Below are 26,224 nucleotides of genomic sequence, written 5' to 3'. Positions count from 1 at the left end.
CATAACTTATTTTTTAAGATACTAAATATTATAAATTTTCAGAATATTCTTGTCAAGTTTTTATCTTTGGCTTTATTCTAAAAAAAGAACTTTCCGATAGGAAAGTTCTTTTACTGAGCATTTTTAAACTGACTATGATAAAGTTCACTGTAAAAACCATTTTGTTCCAAAAGGCTCTGATGATTCCCTTGTTCTATGATACGACCATCTTTCAAAACCAAGATTTTATCAGCTTCTTGTATTGTAGATAAGCGATGAGCTATCACAAAACTTGTTCTTCCTTGCATCAAAACTTTCATAGCTTTTTGAATTAATAATTCCAGACGTGTATCTACAGATGAAGTTGCCTCATCTAAAATTAAAATTTTCGGGTTAGCCAAAAGCGCTCTTGCAATGGTTAACAGTTGTTTTTGTCCTAAGGAAATGTTAGAGGACTCTTGATTAATAACCATATCATAACCTCCTGGCAAGGTTCTGATAAAATGATCAACATTAGCTGTTTTTGCTGCATCAATGATGTCAGTGTCGCTAGCTTCTAAGTTTCCAAACTGAAGGTTCTCTTTAATACTCGCTCCGAAAAGCCAAGCATCTTGTAAAACCATACCAAATTGACGACGATAATCCTTTCGAGATAAGTCTCTAATATCATAGCCATCAACAGTAATTGACCCAGAGGTCACATCGTAAAAACGCATCAGTAAATTGATTAAGGTTGTTTTTCCAGCTCCTGTTGGTCCAACAATAGCAACCATCTCACCAGGACTAACTTCCAAATTAAAATCTTTTATTAATTCCTGATTTGCTCGATAAGAAAAGTTAACATTTTTAAAAGAAACCTGTCCAGATAAAGGTTTGGTCAAAACAAACTTCTCCATTGACAAGTCATCTGCTTCATCTAAAACATCAAAAATCCTTTCTAATGATGATTTGGCACTTTGAATCATTGGAGCCAATTGGGTCATTGTTTGAATAGGTTGACTGATTTGCCAAGTATATTGTACAAAGGCTTGCATATTCCCAATGGTTAGTTTTCCTGCTAATACTTTTAAGCCAGCCACTAAAGCTATCACCAAATAAACAGAATCAGAAATGAAATGTAAAACCGGCATCATCAATCCAGAAATGAAACTAGCTTTAAATCCAACTTTTTCTAACTTATTTGTGATATCGTGAAATTCATTAATACTAGTTTCTTCACGACCATACAATTTTAAAACGGTAAACCCAGTCAAACGTTCTTGAACAAAGGCATTCATCTCACCCAATACCTTTGCTTGTTCTTTAAAATAAGGTTGAGACCTTTTGAGGACAAATTGACTAGAAAAATAAATCAAAGGGACTGCTAGTAATAATATTAATGACAATCCAGAATCAATGTAAAATGTCATAGCAAGCGCTAAGACTATGGTTAATATAGCGTTAACCATTTGAAGAAAGGATTGCTGTAGGGCATTTGAAACACTATCGACGTCCGAGGTGAATCGCCCTAGCAAATCACCAAATTGATGTTTGTCAAAATAAGAAATGGGAATTTTATTAATTTTTTGGCTCAGCGCTGAGCGTAAATCTTTTATAGAGGCTTGAACAACTTTTGTCATGAAATAATTAGCTCCAAAGGAACCTATTTCAAAAAAGAGGGCTCGAACGAAATAAAGAGCTAATATCGCAGCTATATAAGAGTAATTCATAGAAGCACCTTCTACTCCTTTAGCTATTGCTATTAAGTTATTCCCAATTTCAGTAATGGCTAATCCTAAAACAAAAGGTTCTAACACACTCATGACAACACTCAGTACTTTTAGAAAAAATGCGAGTAGAATTGACATTTTATATGGTTTTAAATAAAACCATAATCGCATAAAAACATGTCTTGATTTCATTCTGCTACCTCACTTTCTTTCTGACCATGATTCAATTGGGAGTTAGCTATTTCATGATAGATGTCATTTGTTTTTAGAAGCTCTTCGTGTGTGCCTTTACCAACGATTTGACCTTGATCTAAAACAATAATCTGATCAGCATCCATAATAGTTCCAACACGTTGAGCGACAATGATGACCGTCGCATCACCGGTGACTTCTTTCAAGCGTTTACGAACTTCAGCATCTGTTTTATAATCTAAAGCAGAAAAGGAATCATCAAAAATATAGATATCAGGATTTTTAACCAACGCACGCGCAATGGATAAGCGTTGCTTTTGACCACCTGAAAGATTACTTCCTCCTTCAGCAAGATGGGTTTGAAATCCTTCTTTTTTACTTTCAATAAATTCTCTAGCCTGGGAAATCTCACTAGCTTTATGAATTTCTTGATCAGTTGCTTGCTCTTTACCATATTTGATGTTCTCTTCTATGGTACCAGTAAACAATAATGCTTTTTGAGGGATAAAACCAATTTTTGACCGCAAAGCCTTGAGCTCATAGTCTCTGACATCTATTCCATCCACCAAAATGCGGCCAAAGGTCACATCATAAAAACGCGGAATAAGGTTTACAAGAGACGATTTACCTGATCCAGTTGAACCAATAAAGGCAATAGTTTCTCCAGGCTTAGCTGAAAATGAAATATTGGAGATGACAGGAGACTCTGTCTCACCAGGATAGGAAAAGGTGACATTTTCAAACTCTAAATAACCATGGGTTTGACTTTCTTTGACACCATCTTCATTTTTCGATATGGAGACAGGCATGTCTAATACCTCTTGAATTCTCTGACTAGAAACTGTCATTCTTGGGTACATATTAAAAAGATTTGCAAAAATCAAAAAGGCAAACATGGCATGAAAGCTATATTCAATAAAAGCAACTAAATCACCTAGCTTAAATACTCCTAAAGAAAGCGGTTCTAATGCAAACCAAACAATAGCCACAATCATAGCAATAATAATTTGCACAAATAAGGGTTCCGTTAATCCAGTTAGGACAAATAGCTTTTTTGATGTTTGAGCGTAAGCTGAATTTTTTTCTGAGAATCGTTCTTCTTGAAAGTCTTCTCTTGCAAATGCTCGGATGACTCTCAGACCAGTTAAATTTTCTCTGACCAACTGATTCAGATCATCTAATGTTTTTTGTTGTTTTTCTGATAATGGCTTGGTTTTAATAGCAACATAGAGAACAACGATGATCAAAAAGGGCATTGAAACTGCAACAATCCAAGCTAAAGAAGGGCTTGTTAATAAAATCATGATGACTGAAAAAATCATCATTAAAGGAGTAATTACCCCCAATCGGAGTGCCATCTCAGCAAACTGCATTAGAATAAAAGCGTCATTGGTAATACGTGTTACCAAGGAAGAAACACCAATTTTTTCATATTCCGTATGAGAATAATCTTGAAGCTTATGAAACATGTCATTTCTAAGTTCTTTAATCATGCCCGTTGTTAAACGACTAGAGGCGTATGATAAAATAATTCTTCCAACAACACCAAGGAGGACGACAATTACCATAATAAATGCCCAAAAATATAACGATTTCTCATTATTTAAGACAAGACCTTCATCAATCATCCTAGCCAAAATTGTTGGCAAACCTAAATTAACAATGACAAAAAGGATGGCACCTAGGCCATTCAAAAAAAGTAAATGATGACGTTTTTTTAAATAAGTCCATAATAAAGACATAAACACCTCCTCATAATAACCGATAGTAAAAGAAAGTGCTTAAGGCACTCTCTTAGAGAACCGTATTTCTGAAAATGAGAGATTCCTTTAGCAACTTTTTGAAATCTCTTTAAGCATCCAAATATCCATTGCATGGTGATTTTGCTGATTTGGTAATGGTTTGTTAAGACTACGAAAGCCATTTTTTTCGTAAAAGGGAATTGCTTCTTGCAATAAATGCGATGATTCAAGATACATGTATTTGAAACCATTTCGTTTGGCTTCATTGATGACATGTTTGAGTAGTTCTTGACCGACGCCCTGGTTTCGCTCTGACGCCTTAACATAACATTTTTGCAGTTCACAAATAGAATCTGTAACAGGACCAAATCCCACTCCACCAATCACCTTATCATTATCCAAGGCTATAAAATAGGCAGCTCTATCTTGATTCTGATAGTAATGGAATAAATCGTTCAGTTGCGGATCCGTATAGGCAGTCCCTGGAATATTTAAGCCGACAGCTTCTAAAGAAGCTTTGATAATTACAGAAATGTCAGCATTATCTTCTTCTCTAATCCTTTGAATATCCATTCAACTTATTCCTCTAACTGACTTAAGTATTCAAATCGTTCATATTTTTCTAACAATTGTTGATTCAGTTGATCTAAGGTTTTTTGTAAATCAGCTAATTTTCCATAATCACTTCCAACTGTTAACATTTCAGCTTCAACAATTTCAATGTCACCTTCTAATTCAGCAATAGTATCTTCAATCATGGCCCATTCCTGTTTTTCAAGATATGACATGCGTTTTTTATCTGATAGGATTTTAGCTTCCATTTTAGGGGCTTTTTTGGCTTTTAGAACGGGAAGATTTTCCTGAAAGGCTTTATCATCCAAATAGTCACTATAGTTACCAAAAAAGACATTAATTTTCCCGTTCTCAAAGACTAATAATTTATTAGCCACTTTATCCAAGAAATAACGATCATGACTAACCGTAATCACTGGTCCATTAAAGGTTGATAAAAAATTCTCCAAGACTGTTAAAGTCGCTATATCCAAATCGTTTGTTGGTTCATCTAACAAAAGAACGTTTGGTTTTTCCAATAATATTTTTAAAAGGTATAGGCGTTTCTTCTCGCCTCCCGATAATTTTGCAATTAAACTGCCGTGGCTAGACCTTGGAAACAAAAATTGCTCTAGCAGTTCACTAATACTGGTTGTGCCATGACTGGTCTTAACTTCATCAGCCACCTCTTGTAAATAGCTAATGACACGTTTTGATCCATCCATATCTTTAATCTGTTGTGAAAAGTAGCCAACTTTAATCGTTTCACCAATATCTACTTTTCCTGTATCAGGTTTTAATTCCCCATTGATGAGATGCATTAAGGTGGATTTACCAACCCCGTTATCTCCAATTATTCCAATTCGATCTTTATTTTGGATAATGATATTAAAGTCTTGAATCAAAGGTTTGTCACTCGTATAGCCAAATGAAACATTTTCAAATTGAATGACTTTTTTTCCAATACGACTGGTTTCAAAATTGATATCAAGCTCTTCCTTTGTATTTGTTAAGGAAAGATCCTCTTTTAAGACATTAAAACGATTAATACGAGCTTGCTGTTTCGTAGCTCTAGCTTGAGGTTGCGTCCGCATCCAAGCCAGTTCTTGTTTATACAATTGTTTTTTCTTGTGAAAAGAAGCAGCATCTCTCTCATCTTGCTCTGCTTTTTGTCGAACATAATCCTGGTAATTTCCTTGATATTCCCTTAACATTGCCCGATCAAGTTCAAAAATACGCGTTGCAATACTATCTAAAAAATAACGATCATGAGTAATAAATAAAACGGTTTTTTTACTCGTTTTCAAATAGTTTGTCAACCAAGCAATTGTTTCAATATCTAAATGGTTAGTCGGTTCATCCAGCAAAAGTAAATCTGAATTACCTAGTAAAACTTGAGCTAATTGAACTCTTCTTCTCATGCCACCAGATAATTGGCTCACTTTTTGGTTAAGTTCAACTATACCAAGCCTACTGAGAACAGTTTTTACATCACTTTCAACAGACCATGCGTCTAAACGGTCCATTTCCGATATCAAGTATTCCAACCGTTCTTGTTCTTGCTCAGTATATGATGACATCAATGTCTCGTATTCCCGAATGACAGTCATCTCAGGTAAGTCAGAGGATAGAACTGTTTCAAGAACGGACTTGTCTTCTTGAAATTGAGGATTTTGTGTCAAATAAGCTATTTTATAGTGATTTGGTTTTGAAAATGGGGAAACATCGCCATCAAATCCAATTTTTTCTGAAATCACATCTAAAAGAGTCGTTTTACCTGTCCCATTGACACCAATTATGCCAATACGATCATTCTCATGTATGATGAAAGAAATATCTTGAAAGACAGTCTTATCACCAACCGTCTTGCTAAGACTTTCTACTAAAAAATCACTCATTTTCCAACTCCTTCATAATAAAAGCTTCAATGTCACCTACCTTGTTTGCTAAGGTTCCTTCCACAATAGCCTTTTCAACCTTTTTTAAGAGGTGACCCAATTGAGGGCCAGCTTTCATGTTCAGTTTTTCCATCAGGTAACGCCCATTTACCACTATCTCATGTTTATCATAAATGGTTAAGTCATCGTAAGTCCTCATCATATGATTAAAGTCAGTTGGTAGACCTTTAGCTTTTCTAAGGTTTTCACTTAAAATAGCAGCTTCTTTTCCATACACATAAAGATCCATTTTGCTTAACAAAGCGCTCTCCCTTTTTCGATACAGGGTCACAATCTGTGTCACCTGTTTTTGAAAGTCATTTGAGGTCTTCCAACTTTTTAAGAATGCCTTTTCTTTATCCAATGACAATGCAATAATCATATTAGCCCAAGCTTGTTCACTTGAATCAAAAACAAAATGTGCATCGAAATGGTCCATCATACCTGTCAATTCGCTTTGTCTATTTTCAAGACCTGGTAAATAGTTATAAGCTTGTGCTTCAATGAAATAAGTCAAACCGAGTTTCCAGTTTGGAGCCATAAAGAGTTTATCCAACTCGATAAAAGAGCGTTCGACAGAAATTTTTTGCAATAAGTGTGCATGTGTTTTCATGGCTTCGAATGTTTCATCTTCGATTTTAAAATCTAAGCTTGCTGCAAACCGGAAACCTCGCATAATCCGTAAAGCATCTTCTTGAAAACGTTCTTCGGCTTTTCCAACAGCCCTGAGTTCTTTTCGTTTTAAATCCTGTAAACCATGAAATTTATCGATAACCTGACCAGTTTCGTCCAAGGCTAAAGCATTAACTGTAAAATCACGTCTTTTTAAATCTTCTTCCAATGAGCGGACAAAAGAGACATTACTCGGTCTGCGATAGTCCACATAGATATCCTCAGTCCTAAATGTTGTTATCTCATATTCCGCATCATTTTCTAAAACAAGAACTGTTCCATGTTCAATACCAATATCAACTGTGCGAGAAAAAATAGCTTTTGTTTCTTCAGGATATGAGCTTGTAGCAATATCAACATCGTGAATTGGTCTATCTAATAAGATATCGCGTACTCCGCCACCTACAAAATAGGCTTCAAAACCAGCTTCTTTTATTTTCTTTAATATTGGTAAAGCCTTCTGAAATTCAGAAGGCAGTTTCATTAATTTCATAATAGTTTCTCTAATCCGTATACCAATTGATTTCGTTTAACAACTTCTCTTATTCCGATCTTAACCCCTTGCATAAAGGACTGTCGGTCATAAGAATCATGTCTTAAGGTCAACCCTTCTCCAGGTCCACCAAAAAGCACTTCTTGATGAGCAACTAATCCTGGCAAGCGAACACTATGAATGTGCATCCCCTGGTAATTGGCACCACGTGCTCCTGGCAAGCTTTCGACTTCATCAGGATGCCCCTGAGTTATTTCCTGACGTTCTTTTGAAATCACTTCTGCAGTTTTTAAAGCAGTCCCACTTGGTGCATCTTTTTTCTGATCGTGGTGTAGTTCAATAATTTCAACATTTGGAAAATACTTAGCTGCTCTTTCTGCAAACTCCATTAGTAATAAAGCTCCAATTGCAAAATTTGGTGCAATAAGACCACCTATGTTTTTATCAGATGACAGTTGGATTAAGTTCTCAATCTCTTTACTTGTGAATCCTGTTGTCCCAACGACAGGTGCAAAGCCTTGTTCAATTGCAAAATGTGTGTTTTCAAAAGCAACTTCAGGATGGGTAAAATCCACCCAGACCTCTGCATCAATTGTTTTTAAATCCTCTTTTAGATTATAAACAGGAATACCTTGAAATTCCTTTTCCTTCGCATTAGGATCCAATAAGGCTACTACTTCAAAGTCCTCTTCGTTTTGTGCCATGGAGAGAGCTGTCGAACCCATTTTACCTCGATAACCTGCTATGATAATTCTGATACCCATCTCTTCTCCTTATAATATTATTTTATTATTGGTGAGAAACCTAAAGCTACTGCATTTGATCCTAAATGTGTTCCCACAACAGCACTAAAATGCGACTCAATGAAGGTGTCCGGCATCCCACTTTCGACTAACATTTCCTTTAATTGTTGAGCTTTTTCACTGGCATTAGCATTGATAATAGAGAATTCAAAGTCACCCTTTGCAGCCTGCTCATTTAACAGTTCAACCATTTTTTTCATGGCCTTTTTCTCAGTTCTGATTTTCTCGTAAACGACAATTTTCCCCTGATCATCAAAATAAAGAATTGGCTTGATACTTAAGAGATTCCCAATTAAAGCAGAACCATTCGATAAACGGCCACCTTTAACCAAATGATTTAAATCATCAACCAATATAAAAGCTGAAGTGCCATCAATTTTTTGTTGGAGTTTAGACAATAATTGTTCAAAATCAAGACCATTCTTTTGCCAGTTTAAAATACTTGCAATCATATTTCCAACAGGAACTGAAGCAATTTTACTATCTGGAAAAGCAATGGTTAAATCTGGATGCTCTTCAACAAGAAATTGGATGTTCTGCCAAAAACCTGAAATACCGCCCGCTAAAAAGAGTCCAATAACGTGAGTGTAGTCATTTGCAGATAAATCTGTCAATAACTCATCTAACTCTGATAAAGAGGGTTGGCTTGTTTTAGGTAAGTCCTCACTTTGAGACATCATCTGATAAAAGTCTTCGAGACTTAGATTAATCCCTTCATAGTAGGTTTCATTTTCAATAATAACTGGGATATTTAAAACAAAGATATCTTTGTGACCTGATAATTCCGCCGGTATAGCTGTTGTATTATCAGTAATGATTGCTAATTTCATTAACTTTTAAACTCCAAATTTACTCCAGGTTGATCTAATGCTATTTCTGTGACTTCGTATGTTAGACGTTGAACCATATTTAATAATGGTGCAGCAAGAGATTCAACTTCTTCTTGTGTGAATTCACTTGGTTTTTCAATCAAACGATCAATAATGCGTACCATTTGAGAAATAACACCACTAATAACAAAATCTTCTTTGACAATGATAAATTGTAGGACAGAAACCATTACTGTCTCATTTTTTTCTTCATCTTTATTAATCAATTGAAAAGTAACTTCGAAATTCGTTTCAGGGGTACCATTTTCTTTTTCCCATTCTAAATTTCTAGCATCATAATGATATTGGTTAACAAATTCTTTTTCTCTTAATACTTGCATAATTCTATAGTCTCCTTGAGCGCGATATCACTCATTATAGCATAGTTTTGATGATTATAAAAGTTGCTCTTTCTTAGTATTTTTTCTGTGGATGTTTCTCGATAATTTCCGGATATATTTCTAATGTTTTTAATCCTTTTTCTAATAAACTATAAGATCTGAGGGCAAATTTTTGTCCTAGTTCTTCTTCCGTATAATGACTAAAAATTGCAGCTTCAAGCTCCTGCCTTTTTAACTTAGACAGTCCTGAAACACCTTTCTCCTTTAAAAACTCTTTCAACTGGAGAGCTGATAAATGTTTTAAAGAAACAAAGGCAGTATCCACTTGGACATACTTTTCAGCAATAAGCCAATCCAATTCTTTTTGAGCATCAATACCATAACTTGTGTAAAAATATTTATGATGAGGATTCTCAGTTGTATATGTTCCAAAATTGATTCGCCACAACATAATGATATGACCGGGCAATAGTCCTTCTTTAGTCCGAATCATATTACGTTTTGGTATTGGTTTCTGTATCAGTTCGTGTTCAAACTTGGGATGAACATAAGGCATTTCACTATGATTTTCATAAATCTCTTTTATCGTTTTCATAGAACCATTATATCAAAAAAATCACCCCGAAGGATGATTAATCTGTTCAATTTTAGTTAATAGCCTTTTATGAAAAGAGACCAAGCATCGTCTTGTGCTAAAGTGCTAGTATCTGTGTAACTTCCTCTGTGTTTGTTCCAAACGTATTGGCTAGTATCAACAGTTGCAACACTATCACTAGGGACATCTGTTGTGGAAGTTGCAACTGCAGGATTAACAACATCATATGCTGTCAAGCCATAATTTTGTATAATGGCATTCAATTTAACATTATAGGAAGTATCTGTTGCATATAATCCCGTTAAAGCAGCTGTTGCATCTTGGTAAGATAAGGTATTAGATCGTCTTGCTCCGACATAAGTTGGTGAACTTAACAAATTAGCATAATCATAAAGGGAATCATAAATACTTGGATAGGCACGGAAAGCCTGATCAATTTCATAAGGATTTCCCAATCCATCATCTTCCCAAGTTTTCATTGTAACTGAGCCACCATTATAACTTCCTTTAATCCCAAAAAAATTATAATATGGCGCCTGACTTAAACCTGATTGGCCACTACTAGATTCTAAAACCGCTTGGGCAATCATGACTGACGCATATAAATCTCGTTCAGCTGCGATTTGGCTTGCAGTACCCGCGATTTGATTGATAAATGCTTGTGTTTGCCCTGAAGCTAGGGTTTCAGCAGATACACTCTTATTTTTTGCTTGTGGTTGGAACATTATGACAAGTGTCATCATGACTGCCAAACCTATAACAGCTAGAAAAACTTTTTTACCTTTCAAAAATCGCATTGTAATCCATAATCCTTCTTTTTAGTCTTGGATAATATTATAACACAAGTTTTTAGTATTTCGCTACAATCTTTGATTTTTAATTTTTTTGATATCCCTTTGTATCAAAATTGAAATATTTGAACTTAAAAAGGGTAATCAAAAAGCGTTAATTGGTATACCTCAATGATTTTATTTAGTTTTTCATGATATGAAGTATCTGTTGCATAATGGCCTGTTAATGTTGCTGTCGCTTCCTTATGACTTCTTGTTTGAGACTGATGAGTTGTCTTATACAAGGGATCTTCTAGAACCTTGGCGTAATCATTAAAGCCATTTGTCAAACTTCCGTAGGAACGGAAGTTTGCATCGATCTTAAATAAATTTCCTTGCCCATCATCTTCTAATGTTGGTAAAACAACTGACTTTCCTTTGTATTCTCCTTTTATGCCAAAAAAATTATAGTATGGTTTTTGGCTAAGCTGAGATTTCCCATTGTTTGATTCCAAGATAGCTTGTGCTATCATGACAGAGCTATAGAGATCTTTTTGCTGAGCAACCTTTTGTGCCGAATGTGATACTTTTCCAATAAATTGAATGCTCTCGTTTCCGTGATAGGAAATGAGTTGACGCTGATAATACTTAAGGCTGATGACGCTTATGATGAGAGACAATAATATCCAGGAAATGATACTATTTTCAAAAGTCTTACTGGATTTTGGTTTTCGTCTTACTTTCTTGCGATAGTTTTTAGCCACTAGTCTTTCATTCCCATCTTATTATTTCTTCTATTATAACAAAAAACTAGAATCCTTTCAGATTCTAGTTTGAATACTCAGAATATATGATTATAGTTTTTTACGTAAAGCTCCAAATAATACACCTGAGACAATCGCACCAATAGCGATAAAGACTAAGTATAAAAGTGGATTACTTGTCAAAGCGATAACGAAGATACCACCGTGAGGAGCCATTAATTTAATTCCTGATAAACCAACTAAGGCACCAGTTAAGGCAGAACCTGCAATGAAACTAGGGATTGCACGCGCTGGGTCAGCAGCACCGAACGGAATTGCTCCTTCAGTAATGAAAGATAGACCCATAACAATGTTCGTTAATCCAGATTCACGTTCTTCTTTTGTAAATTTATCTTTAAATAGTAGGGTTGCCACAAATACTGCTAATGGTGGAACCATGCCACCAGCCATAACAGCAGCCATAACTACTGAACCACCATGTGCTACTGTAGCTGCAAGTGTACCCGTACCAAAGACATAGGCTGCCTTGTTAACTGGACCACCCATGTCCACAGCCATCATACCACCAACTAACAGTCCCATAAGTACTGCTGAGCTACCAGAAAGTCCTTGTAAGAAATTGTTAAGAGCTGTATTAATTGCAGCCATTGGGATATTAATAAATAGCATTAGGAATCCAGTTAACAATACTCCAAGCAATGGATATAAGAGAATTGATTTAACACCTTCAAGTGAGCGTGGTAAACCTGATAAGGCTTTACGAAGAGCAAGAATGACACCACCTGCTAGGAAACCACCAACTAAGGCACCTAAGAACCCTGAAGGAACACCCGCTAAGGCCAAGCTTGCTTCACCACCAGAAGCAAATGGTACTTTACCAAAAGCTAAACCACTAGATGCAATAGCTCCTGCTACAAATCCAGCAACCAATCCAGGTTTTTCTGCAATTGAATAGGCAATATAACCAGCTAATACTGGAAGCATAAATGAGAAGGCCGCTCCACCAATTTTCATAAAAATAGCAGCCATTTCATGGTAAGAACCAAGGTTACTCAACTGGTCTTTTGGAACACCTAACATGTTGTCTAACAAGAAGGCAATAGCAATCATAATACCACCACCAATAACAAATGGTAGCATTTGAGAAACCCCACCCATAAGGTGTTTGTAGAAAGCACCGCCTAAACTTGATTTTTCGGTTGAAGATACAGATGCTTTCTGATCATTTTTTGCATGGTATGCTGACGCTTTGCCATCAAGAATGAATTGAATCAATTCCTCACTTTTCTTAATACCATCAGCTACAGGGCGTGAAATCAATGGTTTTCCATCAAAACGATCCATTTCAACCGCTTTATCTGCTGCAATAATGACACCTTTTGCATTTTTAATATCTTCAGCCGTCAAACGATTGGCTACACCAGATGCACCATTTGTTTCTACTTTAATGCCAACACCCATTGCTGCAGCTTGTTTTTTCAAAGCCTCTTCTGCCATATAAGTATGAGCAATCCCAGTAGTACAAGCTGTAACAGCAACAATAAAATCTTTTCCAAGAGAAGTTGAAACTTCTTCTTTCTTTTCTTCAGTTGCGTCAAAAGCAGTAATGACTTCATCAGCAGAAGTTGCTTGTCTTAACTTATCTGCAAAACCGTCTTTTAATAGATATTGTGATAATTGTGCCAAAGCTGCTAGGTGGGTATCATTAGCACCGTCTGGTGCAGCAATCATGAAGAACAAGTCTGTTGGTTGACCATCTAAGGATTCATAGTCAACTCCATTATTAGATTTTGCAAATAAAACACTTGCTTCACGAACAGCTGCATTTTTACTGTGGGGCATGGCAATGCCATCACCCAAACCTGTTGATGTTTGAGCTTCACGTGCCATAATACCTTTTTTAAAGGTATCAAAATCTGAGACGACATTCTTAGAGACTAAGCGAGAAATCATCTCATCAATTGCAGCTTCTTTAGAAGTTGCCTGTAAATCAAGTAACATCAAGTCTTTTTTTAATAAATCTTGAATTTTCATCTTTTTTCTACCTCAACTTTTTGATATGTTTCTTTAATAAAATCAATTGTTGCTAAATCATCAGAGAATGCTGTAGAGGTACCACAAGCAACTCCCCATTTCAAAGCTTCAACTGGTTCTTTTGTTGTTACAAATTTTCCTGTAAAACCAGCTACCATCGAATCACCAGCGCCAACAGAGTTTTTTACAATTCCTTTGATTGGTTTAGCAAAGTAAGTGGAATCTTTAGTCACTAACAGAGCGCCATCTCCTGCCATTGAAATAATGACATTTTGTGCTCCCATTTCTAACAGTTTTCGACCATATTTTTCAACATCATCTAAACCTTCAATAGTGACATCAAAAATAGCTTCTAACTCATGATTGTTCGGTTTAACAAGCAATGGTTGATAGGATAAAGAATCTAGCAATGTTTGGCCTTCAAAATCGCAAACAACTTCTGCACCAGTTTCTCTAACAAACGGAATGAGTTGATTATAAACCTGATTCCCTATGTTGGAAGGAGCAGATCCTGCAAAAACAACGGTATCCTCAATACTTAACGACGAAAGTATAGCTTTGAGTGACTCTAGATCATTATCCAAAATTTCTGGTCCGCGACCATTAATTTCAGTCTCTTCTTCGGATTTTATTTTGACATTGATTCGTGTATCATCTTTAACAGAAACAAATTGTGTGTGAACTCCTTCTGCTTTTAAGTTGTCCTCAATAAATTTTCCTGTAAAGCCACCTAAGAAACCTGTTGCAGTATTCTCTATGCCGAGTCGTTGTAAAACACGACTCACATTAATACCTTTACCTCCTGCGAATTTATCATCACTTGCCATTCTATTGACAGAACCTGTCTCTAGATGGTCGATACGGACGATAAAATCAATTGAAGGATTCAATGTTACTGTGTAAATCATACTTCAATCACCTTTGCTTTTTCCTTAATTTTTTTAAGAAGTGCCGATGAAGACGCTTCCGTTAGAATAACGACATCATCAATAGGGGCTACCTTAATAAAGGAAACATGGCCAATCTTTGTAGCATCTGCCAAAATGAAAGTCGTTTTGGCATTCTTTAAAACAGCTTCTTTAATGACAGCTTCCTCAATATCAGGTGTCGTTAAATGCTGAGCATCAATACCATTCATTCCTAAAAAAGCCAAATCAAAATTCATTCTTCGAATTTGTTCTAGAGCGACATTTCCAATGCTTGCATCTGTCGTTCGCTTAACAAATCCTCCAATGATAATCGTTTTAACATTCATATCAACCAGTTTGGAAGCATGATGGATGGAATTGGTCACGACTGTAATATTTTTTTGCCCAATCTTGGGAATTAAGAATTCCGTAGTCGTTCCTGCATCAATAAATATGATGTCTTCATCCTTAATGTAGTCAGAAGCCTTCTGAGCAATTTTTTCTTTCGATTGACTGTTTTTGACAGATTTTTCCTTGTTGGAAAGTTCTTCTTGAAGGGAATGACTCAGTTCTGCTCCACCATGTACACGATGCAGTTTGTTTTCCATTTCAAGTTCATCTAAGTCTCTTCGAACTGTTGATTCAGAGGAGTCTAACATAATCATTAAATCATCTAAAGCTACATAATTTTCTTTAGTGATTCTTTCCATGATTAGTTTTTTACGTTTCGATTTTAAGATAGTATCACCTCTTTCTGAAATCGGTTACAACTATATTATACGTTTTTATCTTCCAAAGTCAAGCACAATCTATCATTTTCTTTCATTTACCCTAAAAAAAAAGAGTCTTTCGACTCTTCTTTCTTATTTTATTTTTAAAATGTCTTCTTTGGCATGGATTAATTGTGTAATCAATCGACAATATGGAGTGTCAATTCCTAATTGTTGCCCTTTAGTATTAACTGCCCCGTTGATAAAGTCAATTTCTGTTAAACGATGATTCTGCACAAGGTCTTGATGCATTGATGGGTAGTGATGCGCAGCTTTCACCGATGTATCCATAACATATTTTGTAATTTCTTCTTCGTTAAGTTCTACACCTTCAGCTTTTCCAACAGTAACAAATTCATGAATAATTTCATGAACCATTTTCAAACCGTCTTCACTGGCAAATAATTCACCAATTGTGCAGTCCAATAAGGCACAAGTCGAATTCATTGTTCCATTAACACATGCTTTTCTCCAGATGTTTGGCACCACATTTTCATCATATGTGGCAAAAAGTTTAGCCTCTGTTAACAATTCTGCAACTTGATGTCCTGCTTCTTGATTTTCTGGATCCATACTTTGTAAGTTCAAAGCACCAACACCTTGCAAGTGAGCATGACCAGGACCTTCTAATCCAGCAGTCCATACTGTTACGCCCATAAGGATGTTATGAACTGGAATATATTGACGAATAACATCTTCATGTCCAAGACCATTTAATAGGCATAACACTTTAGTTTCTTTACCAATGATTCCTTTAATGTCTTGAAGCATTTGTGGCAATTGCATTGCTTTTGTAAACAAGATAATTAAATCAGCTTCTCTTGTAGCTTCAGTTGGTCTCATAATTGGAAGTTTAACAGTTTCTTCAACATCTCCAGTAATTTTGAGACCATTCTCTTGAATAGCTTTGATATGATCTTCCCAGTTATCTAATAGGATAACTTCGTTATTTGTTTTGGAAATTTGATAACCAAAACGACACCCCATAGCTCCTGATCCTGCAATATAAACTAACATATTTTTCCTCCTTTTTTATCCTTCAAATACAAAGATATCATCTTTATAAAGTTTTAGCACGTCTTTACATATTTTATGTGATGCAAATGCAACACCAAAGGGAATGACCAACCAAGCAAGAATAATAATAAGAACACTGCTTCCACCTGCTAAAGAGGCGATTGGCCCAACGGCACCTACTAAACCAAATCCAGAAGATGCTGGTGTCCCAACTAAGTTAAAGATTGGAATAGTCAATGAAGAGATGGCTGCAGTGATTAACATTGGAATTGCCATAATAGGATGTTTTAAAAAGTTAGGCATCATCATTTTCATTGCTCCAAGTGCAATAGCAATTGGAACACCTGATTTATTAACTTTTAAAGTTGCCCAAACCAATACTGCTGTTGTAGCTGCAATTCCCATAGAAGCTGCACCTGCTGCCATTCCATTCAAACCGATTGCTAAACCAATTGCAACTGTTGAAATTGGACTTACAATTAACAAAGCAAAAGCCATAGCAATTAAAATAGACATTAAAACAGGTTGAAGTGTTGTAAATGAGTTGATACCTTGACCAATCAAAGTTGTTACGTATGATACATAAGGTAGTAATTTCCAACCAATGTAGCCTACACCTGTACCAATAATAATTGGTAATAAGATAATAGTAAGTGAACCAAATTTATTTCCAAACCATTTAACAGCTAATACAGCAAGGCTGGCAGTAATCATCATGTTGATTAAATCGCCAATACCTTTTAATTGGAAACTACCAACAGCAATCCCTTTTTGCATTACTTCTGTATATACCCATGCTCCTGAACCAATATAGGCAGCTCCACCTACAGCAAGTTGTTGCATTGGATTGAATTTAAACTGTTGACCAATTAAGAATCCTGCCATAATTGGTGTGAAGAATTGGAAAACTTGAACAATATGTAAGAATTCTGCCGCTGTTGCATTAGGTAATAGTGGCTTTAAAAAAGTTGCTAAAATAGCATTTGGAATTAAGGCAACTACGATTGCCGTTGCAGTACCCGCAAGTACTTTATTCATGAAAGAGCTAAATGTCTCTTTAGAAGTTGTTGTCATGTTGTGACCTCGCTTATTTTTATAGTGTGAAATTCATCACATTTACAAGTTCATTATATCACAAGCGCAAACGCTTGTCATAGAGATTTTCAATATTTACCATTCGAAAAATTTATAGTTCTATAATAACTAACAATAGAAAAAAACGAACATTTCATGTCCGTTTTTCATGTTTAATCTTCTATCAATGAAGTAGAATGTACAATTCTATTATCTCGTTCAGGATAAATATAATTAATGGCTTGATTGACTGCAATAGGTGCTTCTCCAAAGCCTGTAGCAATTAGATCTACCTTGCCTTCATAATCGGCGGCATCTCCAATGGCGAAAACACCCTCTTGATTCGTTTGATAGAGATGATTGACCAATATACTTGAACGCTTATAGTCCAGTTGCCAATTTTTTAAGTTTTTATTAGATGTTGAGAATCCAAAGCTAACAATTAATGCATCCAAGTCAAGTGTTAGACTGTCTTCTGATTTAACCTTTTGTAAAACGATTTGTGAAACTTGCCCATTTTCACCAATCAATTGATTGGGAATATAAGGTGTTAATATCTTAACCCCAGAAGCTTTCAAAAGTTCAACACTGTGTTCGTGAGCTCTAAAGGCATCCCGTCGGTGAACAATGGTAACACTTTCTGCCAAACCATATAAAGCTAATGCCCAGTCAACTGCAGAATCACCACCACCACAAATGACAACATTTTTACCAGCAAACTGGTCTAATTGATGAACATTATAAAAAATATTCTTTTCAGCAAAGCTTTCTTCACCTTCTAAGCCTAAGGTTCTTGGAGCAAACGCCCCATTTCCACAAGCTATGATAATGGCTTTACTACTATGTTGACCTTTATTAGTTTGAATAGTAAAACCTTGATTGTTTTTTTCAAAAGATTGAACTTCTTCTTTCAAACATACGGTTGTTCGATCCTCAAATCGACTAATTTGTTTTATAAGGTTATCAGTCAACTCCGCACCAGTAAGTGCTGGATATGCTGGTATATCGTAAATCACCTTTTCAGGATATAAAATGGCAGGTTGCCCTCCCAACTCTGATAAACTTTCAATGATTTTGACAGTCATTCCGCGTAGACCCGCGTAGAATGCGGCAAATAGTCCTACAGGACCACCACCAATAATGGTAATATCATATTGTTTTTCAGTCACAAACGACTCCTTTACATTTCTTCTTTAATTTTTGCTAACAAGTCACTTTCTTCTTGATTTAATGGATACTTTTCCAATAAATCAGGACGCCTTAAGTAGGTTTTCCGCAAACTTTCTTCTAAACGCCAACGTCTAATATTTTCATGATGTCCACTCATTAAAACATCTGGAACTGTCATTCCACGAAAATCATAAGGGCGTGTATATTGTGGATATTCTAATAATCCCGAAGAAAAAGAATCATCTTGATGACTGGCTTCTTTTCCAATAACACTAGGGATTAATCTAACTGTTGCATCTACCATTGTCATAGCCGCTAGTTCTCCTCCCGTTAAGACGAAGTCTCCGAGGGATATCTCATCAGTAACCAATTGTTTGATGCGCTCATCATAGCCTTCATAGTGGCCACAAATAAAAATCAACTCATCCTCCTGAGCTAATTCTTCAGCATAGGACTGATTAAACGTTTTTCCTGCCGGATCTAATAAGATGACTCGGGGATTATTGGCGTCAATTTTATCAATCGTATCATAAATAGGCTGTGCCCTTAAAAGCATGCCTTGACCACCACCATAAGGTTCGTCATCAACGTGCCTAGCTTTTTCTGCATTGTCACGAAAATTATGATACCTAATATCCAACAATCCTTTTTCAACTGCTTTACCCACAATAGATGACTCTAATGGGGCAAACATCTCAGGAAAGAGAGTTAAAATATCAATCTTCATCATCAAGCCCTTCCATGATAGCTACGTCAACACGATTGGCCTCTACATCAACATTCAAGACTACAGGGGGAATAAAGGGTAGCAACAAATCCTTTTTTCCTTGACGTTTGACAACCCAAACGTCATTAGCACCTGGTTGTAGAATTTCTTTAATCGTCCCAATATAAACATCATTTTCATAAACTTCTAAACCAATAATCTGATGATAATAAAATTCACCTTCATCCAAATCCGAAAGATGTTGTTGGGAAACTTTTAAGGTAAAGCCTTTAAATTTTTCAATATCATTAATATGATTCATCCCTTTAAATTTAATAATATCAAAATTTTTCTGACGACGATGACTAGCAATTTCAACCTCACTATAAAAGTGATCCTTTTCGTCAAACAAGGCTAATTGTGAGCCTTTCCGATAACGCTCATCAGCAAAATCACTTACGGATAAAACCCGCATTTCGCCTTGTAAACCTTGTGTGTTTACAATTTTCCCGACATTATAAAATTCCATTCTTACTCCTATTTTAAACTGAGATTTTTACTTGAATTAGACCTCTTATCAGTCATTAAAATCATTTACTATTTTAACATCTTAAGAGTAATTTTGCACCTGCTTTTATAGATAGCCAGCAGTTCCAATACCTTTCCATGAAAAAAGAATTGACCAATAGCATTGTGCAGTTTTTATGTAAAACTATTGTAAAACAAAAAAACTTATCTAAGCCGTGGACTTGAGATAAGTTTTTTGAAAAAGAACTCATTATTTTTCATCAATAACAAGTCTAACTTTTTTCCCTTGTGTTGGAACCGAATAGACAATCGATCTTATCGCTGTAATGGTACGACCTTTTTTTCCGATAACACGACCGATGTCTTGTGCATCCAAGTCAAGATGATACTCAAGAAATTCAGGAGTATCTTCAATTTTAATGGTAAGATTGTCAGGTTGTGAAATCAAGGGTTTCACAATGGCGATAATAAGATTTTCAATGGTATCCATAGGCATTAATTATTTTGAGAATTTTTGATCGTGGAATTTAGTCATAACTCCAGCTTTAGAAAGAAGGTTACGAACAGTATCAGATGGTTGTGCACCTTTTGACAACCAGTCAAGGATACGATCTTCTTTAAGTGTCACTTGATTTTCAGCTACAAGTGGGTTATATGTTCCAACTGTTTCGATGAAACGACCATCACGTGGAGCACGTGAATCAGCAACGTTGATACGGTAGAAAGGTTTTTTCTTAGAACCCATACGAGTTAAACGAATTTTTACTGCCATGATATAAAATCTCTTTTCTTTAAATGTAATTTCAAGAAATACAAGCTATATTTCTTACTCTAACTAGTATACAATCATCTTCTGATTCTGTCAAGTTTTTTTCTTGACAGAGTAAAAATAATTTATTTTAGACAAAAATCTTAAAAACATAGCACTAATTAGTAGGAATTTGATAACAATCTCATTAATTGATCCAGATAACTGTCGTGTCTTTTTAGCTCTTTTAATGCTTCTGGCACTTGACTAGGATAATCTGTAATTAAACCATCTATGGGTTTCTGCAAATAGTTTTGCATTCTATTCATATCATTGATAGTCCATACAAATAGTTGTTTTTTCTGCAATTTTATTTGGCTTGCAATATGTGAACGGTAGGAAAAATCTTCAATCACATAAAAATCAACTTTTTCATTTCCCAAAAACCCAAACTGAAAAGGAATAATATAGCCAGTCACAATTTGAGGAGCTTTTTCTTCTATTCTTTTAACGGACTCTAAATCTAAAGACATAACCCTATTATTAGCTTCTATGCTTAATTGTTGATATGCTTTTAAAAACACATTAACATATTCTTCTACTTGGTTTTCCTTAGGTTTTAATTCGATAAAAAGAGGCATTTTCAATTTTTTAGCTTCTTTATAAAAGGTCGAAAAAGAAACAATTTTACTTTTAAACTTACCTTGCTTAATGGTTGTTTTTTCAACTTCTTTTAACGTCATTTCTGAAATAGTTTTATCTAAGCCAGCCAAGCGTTTTAAATGATTATCGTGACAAACAACCAATTCTTTATCTTTAGTCATTAGCAAATCAACTTCAACAAAATCACTTTTTGCTTTTGCTGCTGCTTGGAGAGATTCAATAGAATTTTCAACGCCACCATTTGTATAACCGCGATGTGCAATAATCATTTTTTGACGAGGAGGTTGAATGACAGCTAGGCTATCAAAAGCTTTAATAGTAAAAAGAACCGTAACAAAAATCATCAAAGTGATTAAACGGGACCATTTTACACTTACATTTTTTCTTGGCGTAGCATTTCTCTTCAATTGATTCTTCAAAAAAATAGCAATCGATATTTTAAAAAATATCGTAACGAAAAAGACACTTTCCCAAATCAATACCATTAAAAAGAATTGAAACAAATAATGACTACCGCTAGGGTTGAAAATAGTGTCCACAAAAAAGAAAAAAATGATTAATAGCGTTAAGGTAATAAAGGATAATAAACCCAAAAAACCTAGAGTTCCAGTATAATAAAAACTTTTCTTTTTTGTTTTATTCCAACTTACTTTAATGGCCTCAAGTACGGTCATTGAATGAATGCTCAGCAAAGGTAATACAAAAACAAACCTTATGTTAAGATAAAAAATCACCATAACAAGGAGCAATATAAAAAGTTTTGAAGAAGGATTCTTTAATAACTCCCCAATAATAAAATCTGGGATATAAAGTTTCTCTGTAATAACTGATTTTAAGCCAAATTGCAAGACTGGAATAGTCAATAAAAGATAAGCCATAAAGCATAAAAGGTTAATCCCTTGAAATGAATGCCAAATTCTAAAAAGATATTTTTTAACATCTTGGACACTCACTCTAAGACTAAAGGTTTTATCTTCAATTATTCTATAAAGAATAAAGAACTCTAAATGAATCAGGAAAGCAAGAATAAAAAAATATATTAATAATAATGCTATTGACAAGGGGTTCTTTATAAAAGTTAAGAAATTAGTTTTATCAATATGGTCAAACCCCACCAAAGCCATTAATAAATAAAAACTTTCACTCAGTATAAACTGAGAAAGGGATATAAAGATCATTTCAAAAAACGACATTCTAACCAAAGTCATCACATCAACTTGAGATAAGTTCTTCATTACTGTTTTATACATTTTTCGTATTTCTCCAGAATCATCATTTAAAAACTTCTAGTTGAAAATATCAACTAGAAGTCATTAATGGCATTAAAATAAATGTCTCAGGGCTTGACCGCCATAAATCCAAAAATAACTATAGGTTATCATGGAAATAGGTCTGCAGATCAAAATAATCACCAAAAATCGCTTAAAGCTGATTTGACTAAGTCCTGTAATCATAATCATAACATCTGCTGGAGCCATTGGTGAAATCATATTTAAGATAAAGAAACGCTCATAGGTTTTAGTAGCTAATTTTTTCTCATAGAGTTGGATTTTATCATCTTCAATAAATAATTGAATAAATGGTTTTCCAAATTTTCTCACTAGAAGAAAAAGAATAGCTGAACCAATCATTATCCCTAAGACATTCAACAAAAAGCCTAGGTAGGGTCCAAAAGTTAAAAAGCCAACCACTGTTGTCACTCCTCCTGGAATGATAGGAATGACAACTTGAATAATTTGAAAGATAAAAAATAATACCGAACCCAATACAATATGATTTTTGATCAGTTCTGATAACGCTTTAGGGTTATTAAAAATATCAATTTTACCGACTAAATAAGCTACAAAAATGATTGAAAATAGAATGGATAAAATACCAATTATCTTAAAGAGTTTTTTTAATTTGGCATGTTTTAATCCAAAGTTATTCATATCTCAAAGCCTCTATAGGATCCAATTTACTTGCCTTATTTGCAGGAAGGAGACCAAAAATAATACCGATGGTTGCAGAAAACAATATTGCAATCATGGCTACATCAAAAGATACAGTAGCACCTTTTAGTTTTAACAAACTTCCCAGTCCACCTACCGCACCATAAGCTAGTAGTAACCCAATTATACCACCTAAGATAGTTAAAACAACAGATTCAATTAAAAACTGAGTTAAAATTTTTAATCGAGTTGCTCCTAAAGCCTTCCGTAATCCAATTTCCCTTGTTCGCTCAGTCACTGAAACTAGCATAATATTCATTACCCCAATTCCACCAACTAATAATGAAATTCCTGCAATAGAACCAATAACAGTTGTCATTATTCCAAATTGCTTATTTACACTATCGATAAAGCTACTATTATCAGGAATGGTGTATTTACCGTCTTTAACATGTGACAATTCTGTTAACATCCTTGCAGCTTCTTTTCCTAGTGGAATACTCTCTTTAACATCTTGGACATGGACGAAGATAGCACCAACTTCGTTAACATTAAATTCTGAAGAAACTTGAGTGTTTGCCATAACCGCACCGCCCATAATTTGTCCTGTCATTGAAATTGCAGACTCGTCGGTTTTATAAACGCCAACAACCAAATAATCCTTCCCTTTTAATGAGACGACTTTATTTAGAGCCTTTTCATACTGCTTGTTTCCAAACAACTCATCTGACAAAGCTGTATCAATAAAAATAATTCTAGAAAAATTACGATAATCTTGATCATTCAAGGTTCGACCAGCAACAATGTTATATTTTTTTATTTTAAAGTAATCTTTACTTACTCCAGTAATATTGACATCTTTCATCTTTCGTTTACCGAAAGAGATTGTTGAAGACGTATTATTAGTAAAATAATAAGAATCAATGCCATCTATACTTTTAACAATATGTTCTAACCATTCATGTTTAACAAGCCGTTTATTATCGTCTGTCCCAAATATTCCAAAGGGATTTTCTTCTTCAGTTTTATCTTTATAATAAATTCTTATTTCTTTTTGCTTGCTAGAGAAGGAATTTGTCACACTATTTTTCATAGAGTTTCCCAATCCCATAATGATTACAACCGCTGCCACTCCGATAATTATCCCCAGCATCGTTAATAAAGACCTTAACTTATGTCCCCAAATTGAGCTGAGTGCGAATTTCCAATTTTCCATAGCTTCCCCCCTTACTCAATGCGAACACTTTCAGTAGTATCAGCTGTTATTTCCCCATCTCTAATAACAATTTTTCGGGTGGCATAATCAGCAATATCTGGTTCATGCGTGACCATAATAATTGTTTTTCCTTCACGATTTAGAGCTGTTAATAGTGCCATAATTTGTTCGCCTGTTTTTGTATCAAGAGCTCCTGTCGGCTCATCAGCTAAAATAATTGAAGGATTATTGACTAAAGCACGCGCGATGGCTACTCTTTGCTTCTGACCACCAGATAACTCTGAGGGAAGGTGTTTCATTCGTTTCTCTAGTTCCACTTTCTCCAAGTACTGTTTTGCTAACTGACGACGTTGAGAAACAGATACTCCAGCATAGATTAATGGTAGTTCAACATTTTGTAAGGCATTCAGCTTAGAAAGTAGAAAAAATTGTTGAAAGACAAATCCTATCTCTTTATTTCGAACAGATGCAAGATGACGGTCACTTAGAGTTTCAACTTTTTTTCCATTTAATGAATAATCACCACTAGTCGGTCTATCTAAGAGTCCAATAATATTCATCAATGTTGACTTACCAGAACCTGAAGGTCCCATAATGGCTACAAACTCACCCTCATATACCTCAAGATTGATACCTTTAAGCACTTGTAATTCCTGGTCACCATTTTTATAGCTCTTAACGATATTTTTTAAAGAAATAAGTTCTTGTTTAACATCAGCCACTACTTATTCTCCCCAGTTTCTTTTTTGTCATTTTTATTCTTTTGTTCAAGATCTTCTGATGAAATATTTTCTACCTTGTGACCATTTTTTAACTCCTTATCAGGATTTGAGATGACAATTTGACCAACGGTTAAACCGGTTAAAATTTCTTGACTTTTGGCATCGGCATTTCCAATGGTAACTTCCGTTTTTGTAACTTTAGAATTGTTATCATCGTAAACCCACACATAATGTTTATCTTTTTCTTGAACTAGTGCACTTACCGGAACAAGTAAATGTTTTTCTTCGTTCAATACCTCAACAGAAACAGAAAAACCTTGTTTAAGTTCTTCAATAGGACTCGTTATGTCAATTTTATATTCATAGTTTGATGCACTTGTTCCACCGGTCGCTGCGGTATCAGAAGTTGATACAGATTTCTCCATTGGATAATTGGATATATAAGCTATCTTTCCAGTCCACTCTTTATCTGCATATACCTTTGATTTGATTTTTACATTTTGTCCTACTTTAAGATTAGCTAAATCATACTCTGTTAATGTGCCTTTTACTTGTAGTTGCCCTTCAGAAGCAACATGAACAAGTGTTTGACTATTTTTGGCAGAAGGATCCACATCATTATTAACTTCAACCACTGTTCCCGAAACACCACTCACGATAACTGTTTGGTTTAACAATTCTTGTGCTTTATTAACCTCTGCTTGAGCATCAGCATAGGAATCATTTAAGTCTTGTAATTGTTGATTATAACTAGCTGTTTCTTGTTGACTTGGCGGAATCGTTACTTGACTGCTCTGAACTTCCTCTCCTTCTCCAGGTATAATCTCTGTTTTTGCGGCAGGAACTCCATAAGTTTTGAGGTGATTAATTTGCCTACCAACTTTATTTAAATTTCTTACAGCAGTATCATAGGCAGCTTGAGCTGTTGTTGTATTATATTGGACCAACTGCTGACCTTCAGATACTGTATCACCAACCTTAACAGTTACAGTAGCATCTGTCCCTTTTGATTGATCAAAATAAACATACTCTTCTGACAAAGCTTTAACAGTCCCTGAAAGAAGTGTTGTCGAAGAAATTGTCCCTTCTTTGACATTTACAGTAGAATAATCAACTTTTTGGTCATTTTCAGTTAATTGATTCTTCTGCTGAAAATACAAAATCCCTCCAATTAAGACAATTGATGCGACTATGACACCAGAAATGATATATTTTGTTTTTTTAGACATTTTAGTTGTTCTTCCTCTAGACATACCATGCTCCCAATTTTGTATTATTAATATAAGACAAGTATATGACCTTTTAAAAAACTTGTCAAG

At 35.0% G+C, this 26,224-nt stretch carries 26 protein-coding genes; all 26 read right to left on the bottom strand.

All coding sequences use genetic code 11. The annotated features are described in order from the left end of the window. Positions 1–110: 110 nt before the first annotated feature. Positions 111–1,880: an ABC transporter ATP-binding protein gene (locus tag DQM95_RS04300; RefSeq protein WP_037592266.1), complete on the bottom strand. Its 1,770-nt coding sequence runs from the start codon at positions 1,878–1,880 to the stop codon at positions 111–113. Beyond that, positions 1,877–3,622, bottom strand: a complete 1,746-nt coding sequence (locus DQM95_RS04295; RefSeq protein ID WP_111685949.1) for an ABC transporter ATP-binding protein — start codon at positions 3,620–3,622, stop codon at positions 1,877–1,879. Before DQM95_RS04295 ends, DQM95_RS04300 begins: the two co-directional genes overlap by 4 nt. Before the next feature lie 87 nt (positions 3,623–3,709). After that, the gene (locus DQM95_RS04290) at positions 3,710–4,195 is read right to left on the bottom strand and encodes a GNAT family N-acetyltransferase (RefSeq protein WP_012658276.1); all 486 of its coding nucleotides are present in this window, start codon (positions 4,193–4,195) and stop codon (positions 3,710–3,712) included. Positions 4,196–4,200: 5 nt separating this feature from the next. After that, positions 4,201–6,072: an ABC-F family ATP-binding cassette domain-containing protein gene (locus DQM95_RS04285; protein WP_037592267.1), complete on the bottom strand. Its 1,872-nt coding sequence runs from the start codon at positions 6,070–6,072 to the stop codon at positions 4,201–4,203. Next, entirely contained in the window at positions 6,065–7,276 is a 1,212-nt protein-coding gene (locus tag DQM95_RS04280) for a CCA tRNA nucleotidyltransferase (RefSeq protein WP_046389270.1), read from the bottom strand. Before DQM95_RS04280 ends, DQM95_RS04285 begins: the two co-directional genes overlap by 8 nt. Further along, positions 7,273–8,040, bottom strand: coding sequence for a 4-hydroxy-tetrahydrodipicolinate reductase (dapB, locus tag DQM95_RS04275; protein ID WP_012658273.1), 768 nt, complete (start codon positions 8,038–8,040; stop codon positions 7,273–7,275). The genes DQM95_RS04280 and dapB overlap by 4 nt, the downstream gene beginning before the upstream one ends. A 17-nt stretch (positions 8,041–8,057) precedes the next feature. Beyond that, positions 8,058–8,909 carry a DegV family protein gene (locus DQM95_RS04270; RefSeq protein WP_012658272.1) on the bottom strand — a complete coding sequence of 284 codons (852 nt, stop codon included), beginning with the start codon at positions 8,907–8,909 and terminating at the stop codon, positions 8,058–8,060. Further along, entirely contained in the window at positions 8,909–9,289 is a 381-nt protein-coding gene (locus DQM95_RS04265) for a DUF1149 family protein (RefSeq protein WP_012658271.1), read from the bottom strand. Before DQM95_RS04265 ends, DQM95_RS04270 begins: the two co-directional genes overlap by 1 nt. A 73-nt stretch (positions 9,290–9,362) precedes the next feature. Then, the gene (locus tag DQM95_RS04260) at positions 9,363–9,884 is read right to left on the bottom strand and encodes a hypothetical protein (RefSeq protein WP_012658270.1); all 522 of its coding nucleotides are present in this window, start codon (positions 9,882–9,884) and stop codon (positions 9,363–9,365) included. Positions 9,885–9,940: 56 nt separating this feature from the next. Beyond that, on the bottom strand, positions 9,941–10,627 hold the full coding sequence (locus tag DQM95_RS04255) for a glucosaminidase domain-containing protein (RefSeq protein ID WP_425532598.1): 687 nt from the start codon (positions 10,625–10,627) through the stop codon (positions 9,941–9,943). A gap of 179 nt (positions 10,628–10,806) precedes the next feature. Beyond that, complete coding sequence (locus DQM95_RS04250) at positions 10,807–11,418, bottom strand: glycoside hydrolase family 73 protein (protein WP_012658268.1); 612 nt, start codon at positions 11,416–11,418, stop codon at positions 10,807–10,809. A 90-nt stretch (positions 11,419–11,508) separates the two neighbouring features. Then, a complete protein-coding gene (locus DQM95_RS04245) occupies positions 11,509–13,452 on the bottom strand; it encodes a PTS fructose transporter subunit IIABC (protein WP_037592268.1) in 1,944 nt (647 codons plus the stop codon). After that, on the bottom strand, positions 13,449–14,360 hold the full coding sequence (gene pfkB, locus DQM95_RS04240; protein ID WP_037592269.1) for a 1-phosphofructokinase: 912 nt from the start codon (positions 14,358–14,360) through the stop codon (positions 13,449–13,451). Before pfkB ends, DQM95_RS04245 begins: the two co-directional genes overlap by 4 nt. Beyond that, positions 14,357–15,073, bottom strand: coding sequence for a DeoR/GlpR family DNA-binding transcription regulator (locus DQM95_RS04235; RefSeq protein ID WP_257737263.1), 717 nt, complete (start codon positions 15,071–15,073; stop codon positions 14,357–14,359). The genes pfkB and DQM95_RS04235 overlap by 4 nt, the downstream gene beginning before the upstream one ends. Positions 15,074–15,223: 150 nt before the next feature. Then, the gene (locus tag DQM95_RS04230) at positions 15,224–16,147 is read right to left on the bottom strand and encodes a 2-dehydropantoate 2-reductase (RefSeq protein ID WP_012658264.1); all 924 of its coding nucleotides are present in this window, start codon (positions 16,145–16,147) and stop codon (positions 15,224–15,226) included. Positions 16,148–16,162: 15 nt separating this feature from the next. Then, the gene (locus DQM95_RS04225; protein ID WP_012658263.1) at positions 16,163–17,221 is read right to left on the bottom strand and encodes a PTS transporter subunit IIC; all 1,059 of its coding nucleotides are present in this window, start codon (positions 17,219–17,221) and stop codon (positions 16,163–16,165) included. A 173-nt stretch (positions 17,222–17,394) separates the two neighbouring features. Then, on the bottom strand, positions 17,395–18,390 hold the full coding sequence (locus DQM95_RS04220) for an NAD(P)/FAD-dependent oxidoreductase (protein ID WP_012658262.1): 996 nt from the start codon (positions 18,388–18,390) through the stop codon (positions 17,395–17,397). A gap of 11 nt (positions 18,391–18,401) precedes the next feature. Next, positions 18,402–19,118, bottom strand: a complete 717-nt coding sequence (trmD, locus tag DQM95_RS04215) for a tRNA (guanosine(37)-N1)-methyltransferase TrmD (protein ID WP_111686031.1) — start codon at positions 19,116–19,118, stop codon at positions 18,402–18,404. Further along, on the bottom strand, positions 19,108–19,626 hold the full coding sequence (gene rimM, locus DQM95_RS04210) for a ribosome maturation factor RimM (RefSeq protein WP_037592270.1): 519 nt from the start codon (positions 19,624–19,626) through the stop codon (positions 19,108–19,110). The genes trmD and rimM overlap by 11 nt, the downstream gene beginning before the upstream one ends. Before the next feature lie 249 nt (positions 19,627–19,875). Continuing rightward, positions 19,876–20,115 carry a KH domain-containing protein gene (locus tag DQM95_RS04205; protein WP_012658259.1) on the bottom strand — a complete coding sequence of 80 codons (240 nt, stop codon included), beginning with the start codon at positions 20,113–20,115 and terminating at the stop codon, positions 19,876–19,878. A 9-nt stretch (positions 20,116–20,124) separates the two neighbouring features. Further along, positions 20,125–20,397: a 30S ribosomal protein S16 gene (gene rpsP, locus DQM95_RS04200; protein WP_012658258.1), complete on the bottom strand. Its 273-nt coding sequence runs from the start codon at positions 20,395–20,397 to the stop codon at positions 20,125–20,127. A 158-nt stretch (positions 20,398–20,555) separates the two neighbouring features. Continuing rightward, a complete protein-coding gene (locus tag DQM95_RS04195; protein ID WP_111685948.1) occupies positions 20,556–22,286 on the bottom strand; it encodes a glycerophosphodiester phosphodiesterase in 1,731 nt (576 codons plus the stop codon). 72 nt (positions 22,287–22,358) lie between these two features. Further along, positions 22,359–22,967 (bottom strand): TVP38/TMEM64 family protein, encoded by a 609-nt coding sequence (locus tag DQM95_RS04190; RefSeq protein ID WP_012658256.1) that lies wholly within the window; start codon positions 22,965–22,967, stop codon positions 22,359–22,361. Then, complete coding sequence (locus tag DQM95_RS04185) at positions 22,960–24,183, bottom strand: ABC transporter permease (protein WP_012658255.1); 1,224 nt, start codon at positions 24,181–24,183, stop codon at positions 22,960–22,962. The genes DQM95_RS04190 and DQM95_RS04185 overlap by 8 nt, the downstream gene beginning before the upstream one ends. 11 nt (positions 24,184–24,194) lie before the next feature. Beyond that, the gene (locus DQM95_RS04180) at positions 24,195–24,905 is read right to left on the bottom strand and encodes an ABC transporter ATP-binding protein (RefSeq protein ID WP_012658254.1); all 711 of its coding nucleotides are present in this window, start codon (positions 24,903–24,905) and stop codon (positions 24,195–24,197) included. Further along, complete coding sequence (locus DQM95_RS04175; protein ID WP_037592271.1) at positions 24,905–26,158, bottom strand: efflux RND transporter periplasmic adaptor subunit; 1,254 nt, start codon at positions 26,156–26,158, stop codon at positions 24,905–24,907. Before DQM95_RS04175 ends, DQM95_RS04180 begins: the two co-directional genes overlap by 1 nt. Positions 26,159–26,224 lie beyond the last annotated feature (66 nt).

The sequence above is a fragment of the Streptococcus uberis genome, assembly GCF_900475595.1.
In the GTDB taxonomy this organism is placed as follows: Bacteria; Bacillota; Bacilli; order Lactobacillales; family Streptococcaceae; genus Streptococcus; species Streptococcus uberis.
The sequence above is the reverse complement of the archived record's forward strand: the minus strand, read 5'-3'. Positions and strand labels throughout refer to the sequence as shown.

What these genes read in the sequence shown, in the direction of transcription:
- DQM95_RS04300 (WP_037592266.1), bottom strand. Translation starts at nt 1,880, where the DNA reads ATGAAATCAAGACATGTTTTTATGCGATTATGGTTTTATTTAAAACCA.
- DQM95_RS04295 (WP_111685949.1), bottom strand. Translation starts at nt 3,622, where the DNA reads ATGTCTTTATTATGGACTTATTTAAAAAAACGTCATCATTTACTTTTT.
- DQM95_RS04290 (WP_012658276.1), bottom strand. Translation starts at nt 4,195, where the DNA reads ATGGATATTCAAAGGATTAGAGAAGAAGATAATGCTGACATTTCTGTA.
- DQM95_RS04285 (WP_037592267.1), bottom strand. Translation starts at nt 6,072, where the DNA reads ATGAGTGATTTTTTAGTAGAAAGTCTTAGCAAGACGGTTGGTGATAAG.
- DQM95_RS04280 (WP_046389270.1), bottom strand. Translation starts at nt 7,276, where the DNA reads ATGAAATTAATGAAACTGCCTTCTGAATTTCAGAAGGCTTTACCAATA.
- dapB (WP_012658273.1), bottom strand. Translation starts at nt 8,040, where the DNA reads ATGGGTATCAGAATTATCATAGCAGGTTATCGAGGTAAAATGGGTTCG.
- DQM95_RS04270 (WP_012658272.1), bottom strand. Translation starts at nt 8,909, where the DNA reads ATGAAATTAGCAATCATTACTGATAATACAACAGCTATACCGGCGGAA.
- DQM95_RS04265 (WP_012658271.1), bottom strand. Translation starts at nt 9,289, where the DNA reads ATGCAAGTATTAAGAGAAAAAGAATTTGTTAACCAATATCATTATGAT.
- DQM95_RS04260 (WP_012658270.1), bottom strand. Translation starts at nt 9,884, where the DNA reads ATGAAAACGATAAAAGAGATTTATGAAAATCATAGTGAAATGCCTTAT.
- DQM95_RS04255 (WP_425532598.1), bottom strand. Translation starts at nt 10,627, where the DNA reads ATGATGACACTTGTCATAATGTTCCAACCACAAGCAAAAAATAAGAGT.
- DQM95_RS04245 (WP_037592268.1), bottom strand. Translation starts at nt 13,452, where the DNA reads ATGAAAATTCAAGATTTATTAAAAAAAGACTTGATGTTACTTGATTTA.
- pfkB (WP_037592269.1), bottom strand. Translation starts at nt 14,360, where the DNA reads ATGATTTACACAGTAACATTGAATCCTTCAATTGATTTTATCGTCCGT.
- DQM95_RS04230 (WP_012658264.1), bottom strand. Translation starts at nt 16,147, where the DNA reads ATGTTAGTTTATATTGCAGGATCAGGAGCTATGGGGTGTCGTTTTGGT.
- DQM95_RS04225 (WP_012658263.1), bottom strand. Translation starts at nt 17,221, where the DNA reads ATGACAACAACTTCTAAAGAGACATTTAGCTCTTTCATGAATAAAGTA.
- trmD (WP_111686031.1), bottom strand. Translation starts at nt 19,118, where the DNA reads ATGAAGATTGATATTTTAACTCTCTTTCCTGAGATGTTTGCCCCATTA.
- rimM (WP_037592270.1), bottom strand. Translation starts at nt 19,626, where the DNA reads ATGGAATTTTATAATGTCGGGAAAATTGTAAACACACAAGGTTTACAA.
- DQM95_RS04205 (WP_012658259.1), bottom strand. Translation starts at nt 20,115, where the DNA reads ATGGATACCATTGAAAATCTTATTATCGCCATTGTGAAACCCTTGATT.
- rpsP (WP_012658258.1), bottom strand. Translation starts at nt 20,397, where the DNA reads ATGGCAGTAAAAATTCGTTTAACTCGTATGGGTTCTAAGAAAAAACCT.
- DQM95_RS04195 (WP_111685948.1), bottom strand. Translation starts at nt 22,286, where the DNA reads ATGTATAAAACAGTAATGAAGAACTTATCTCAAGTTGATGTGATGACT.
- DQM95_RS04190 (WP_012658256.1), bottom strand. Translation starts at nt 22,967, where the DNA reads ATGAATAACTTTGGATTAAAACATGCCAAATTAAAAAAACTCTTTAAG.
- DQM95_RS04185 (WP_012658255.1), bottom strand. Translation starts at nt 24,183, where the DNA reads ATGGAAAATTGGAAATTCGCACTCAGCTCAATTTGGGGACATAAGTTA.
- DQM95_RS04175 (WP_037592271.1), bottom strand. Translation starts at nt 26,158, where the DNA reads ATGTCTAGAGGAAGAACAACTAAAATGTCTAAAAAAACAAAATATATC.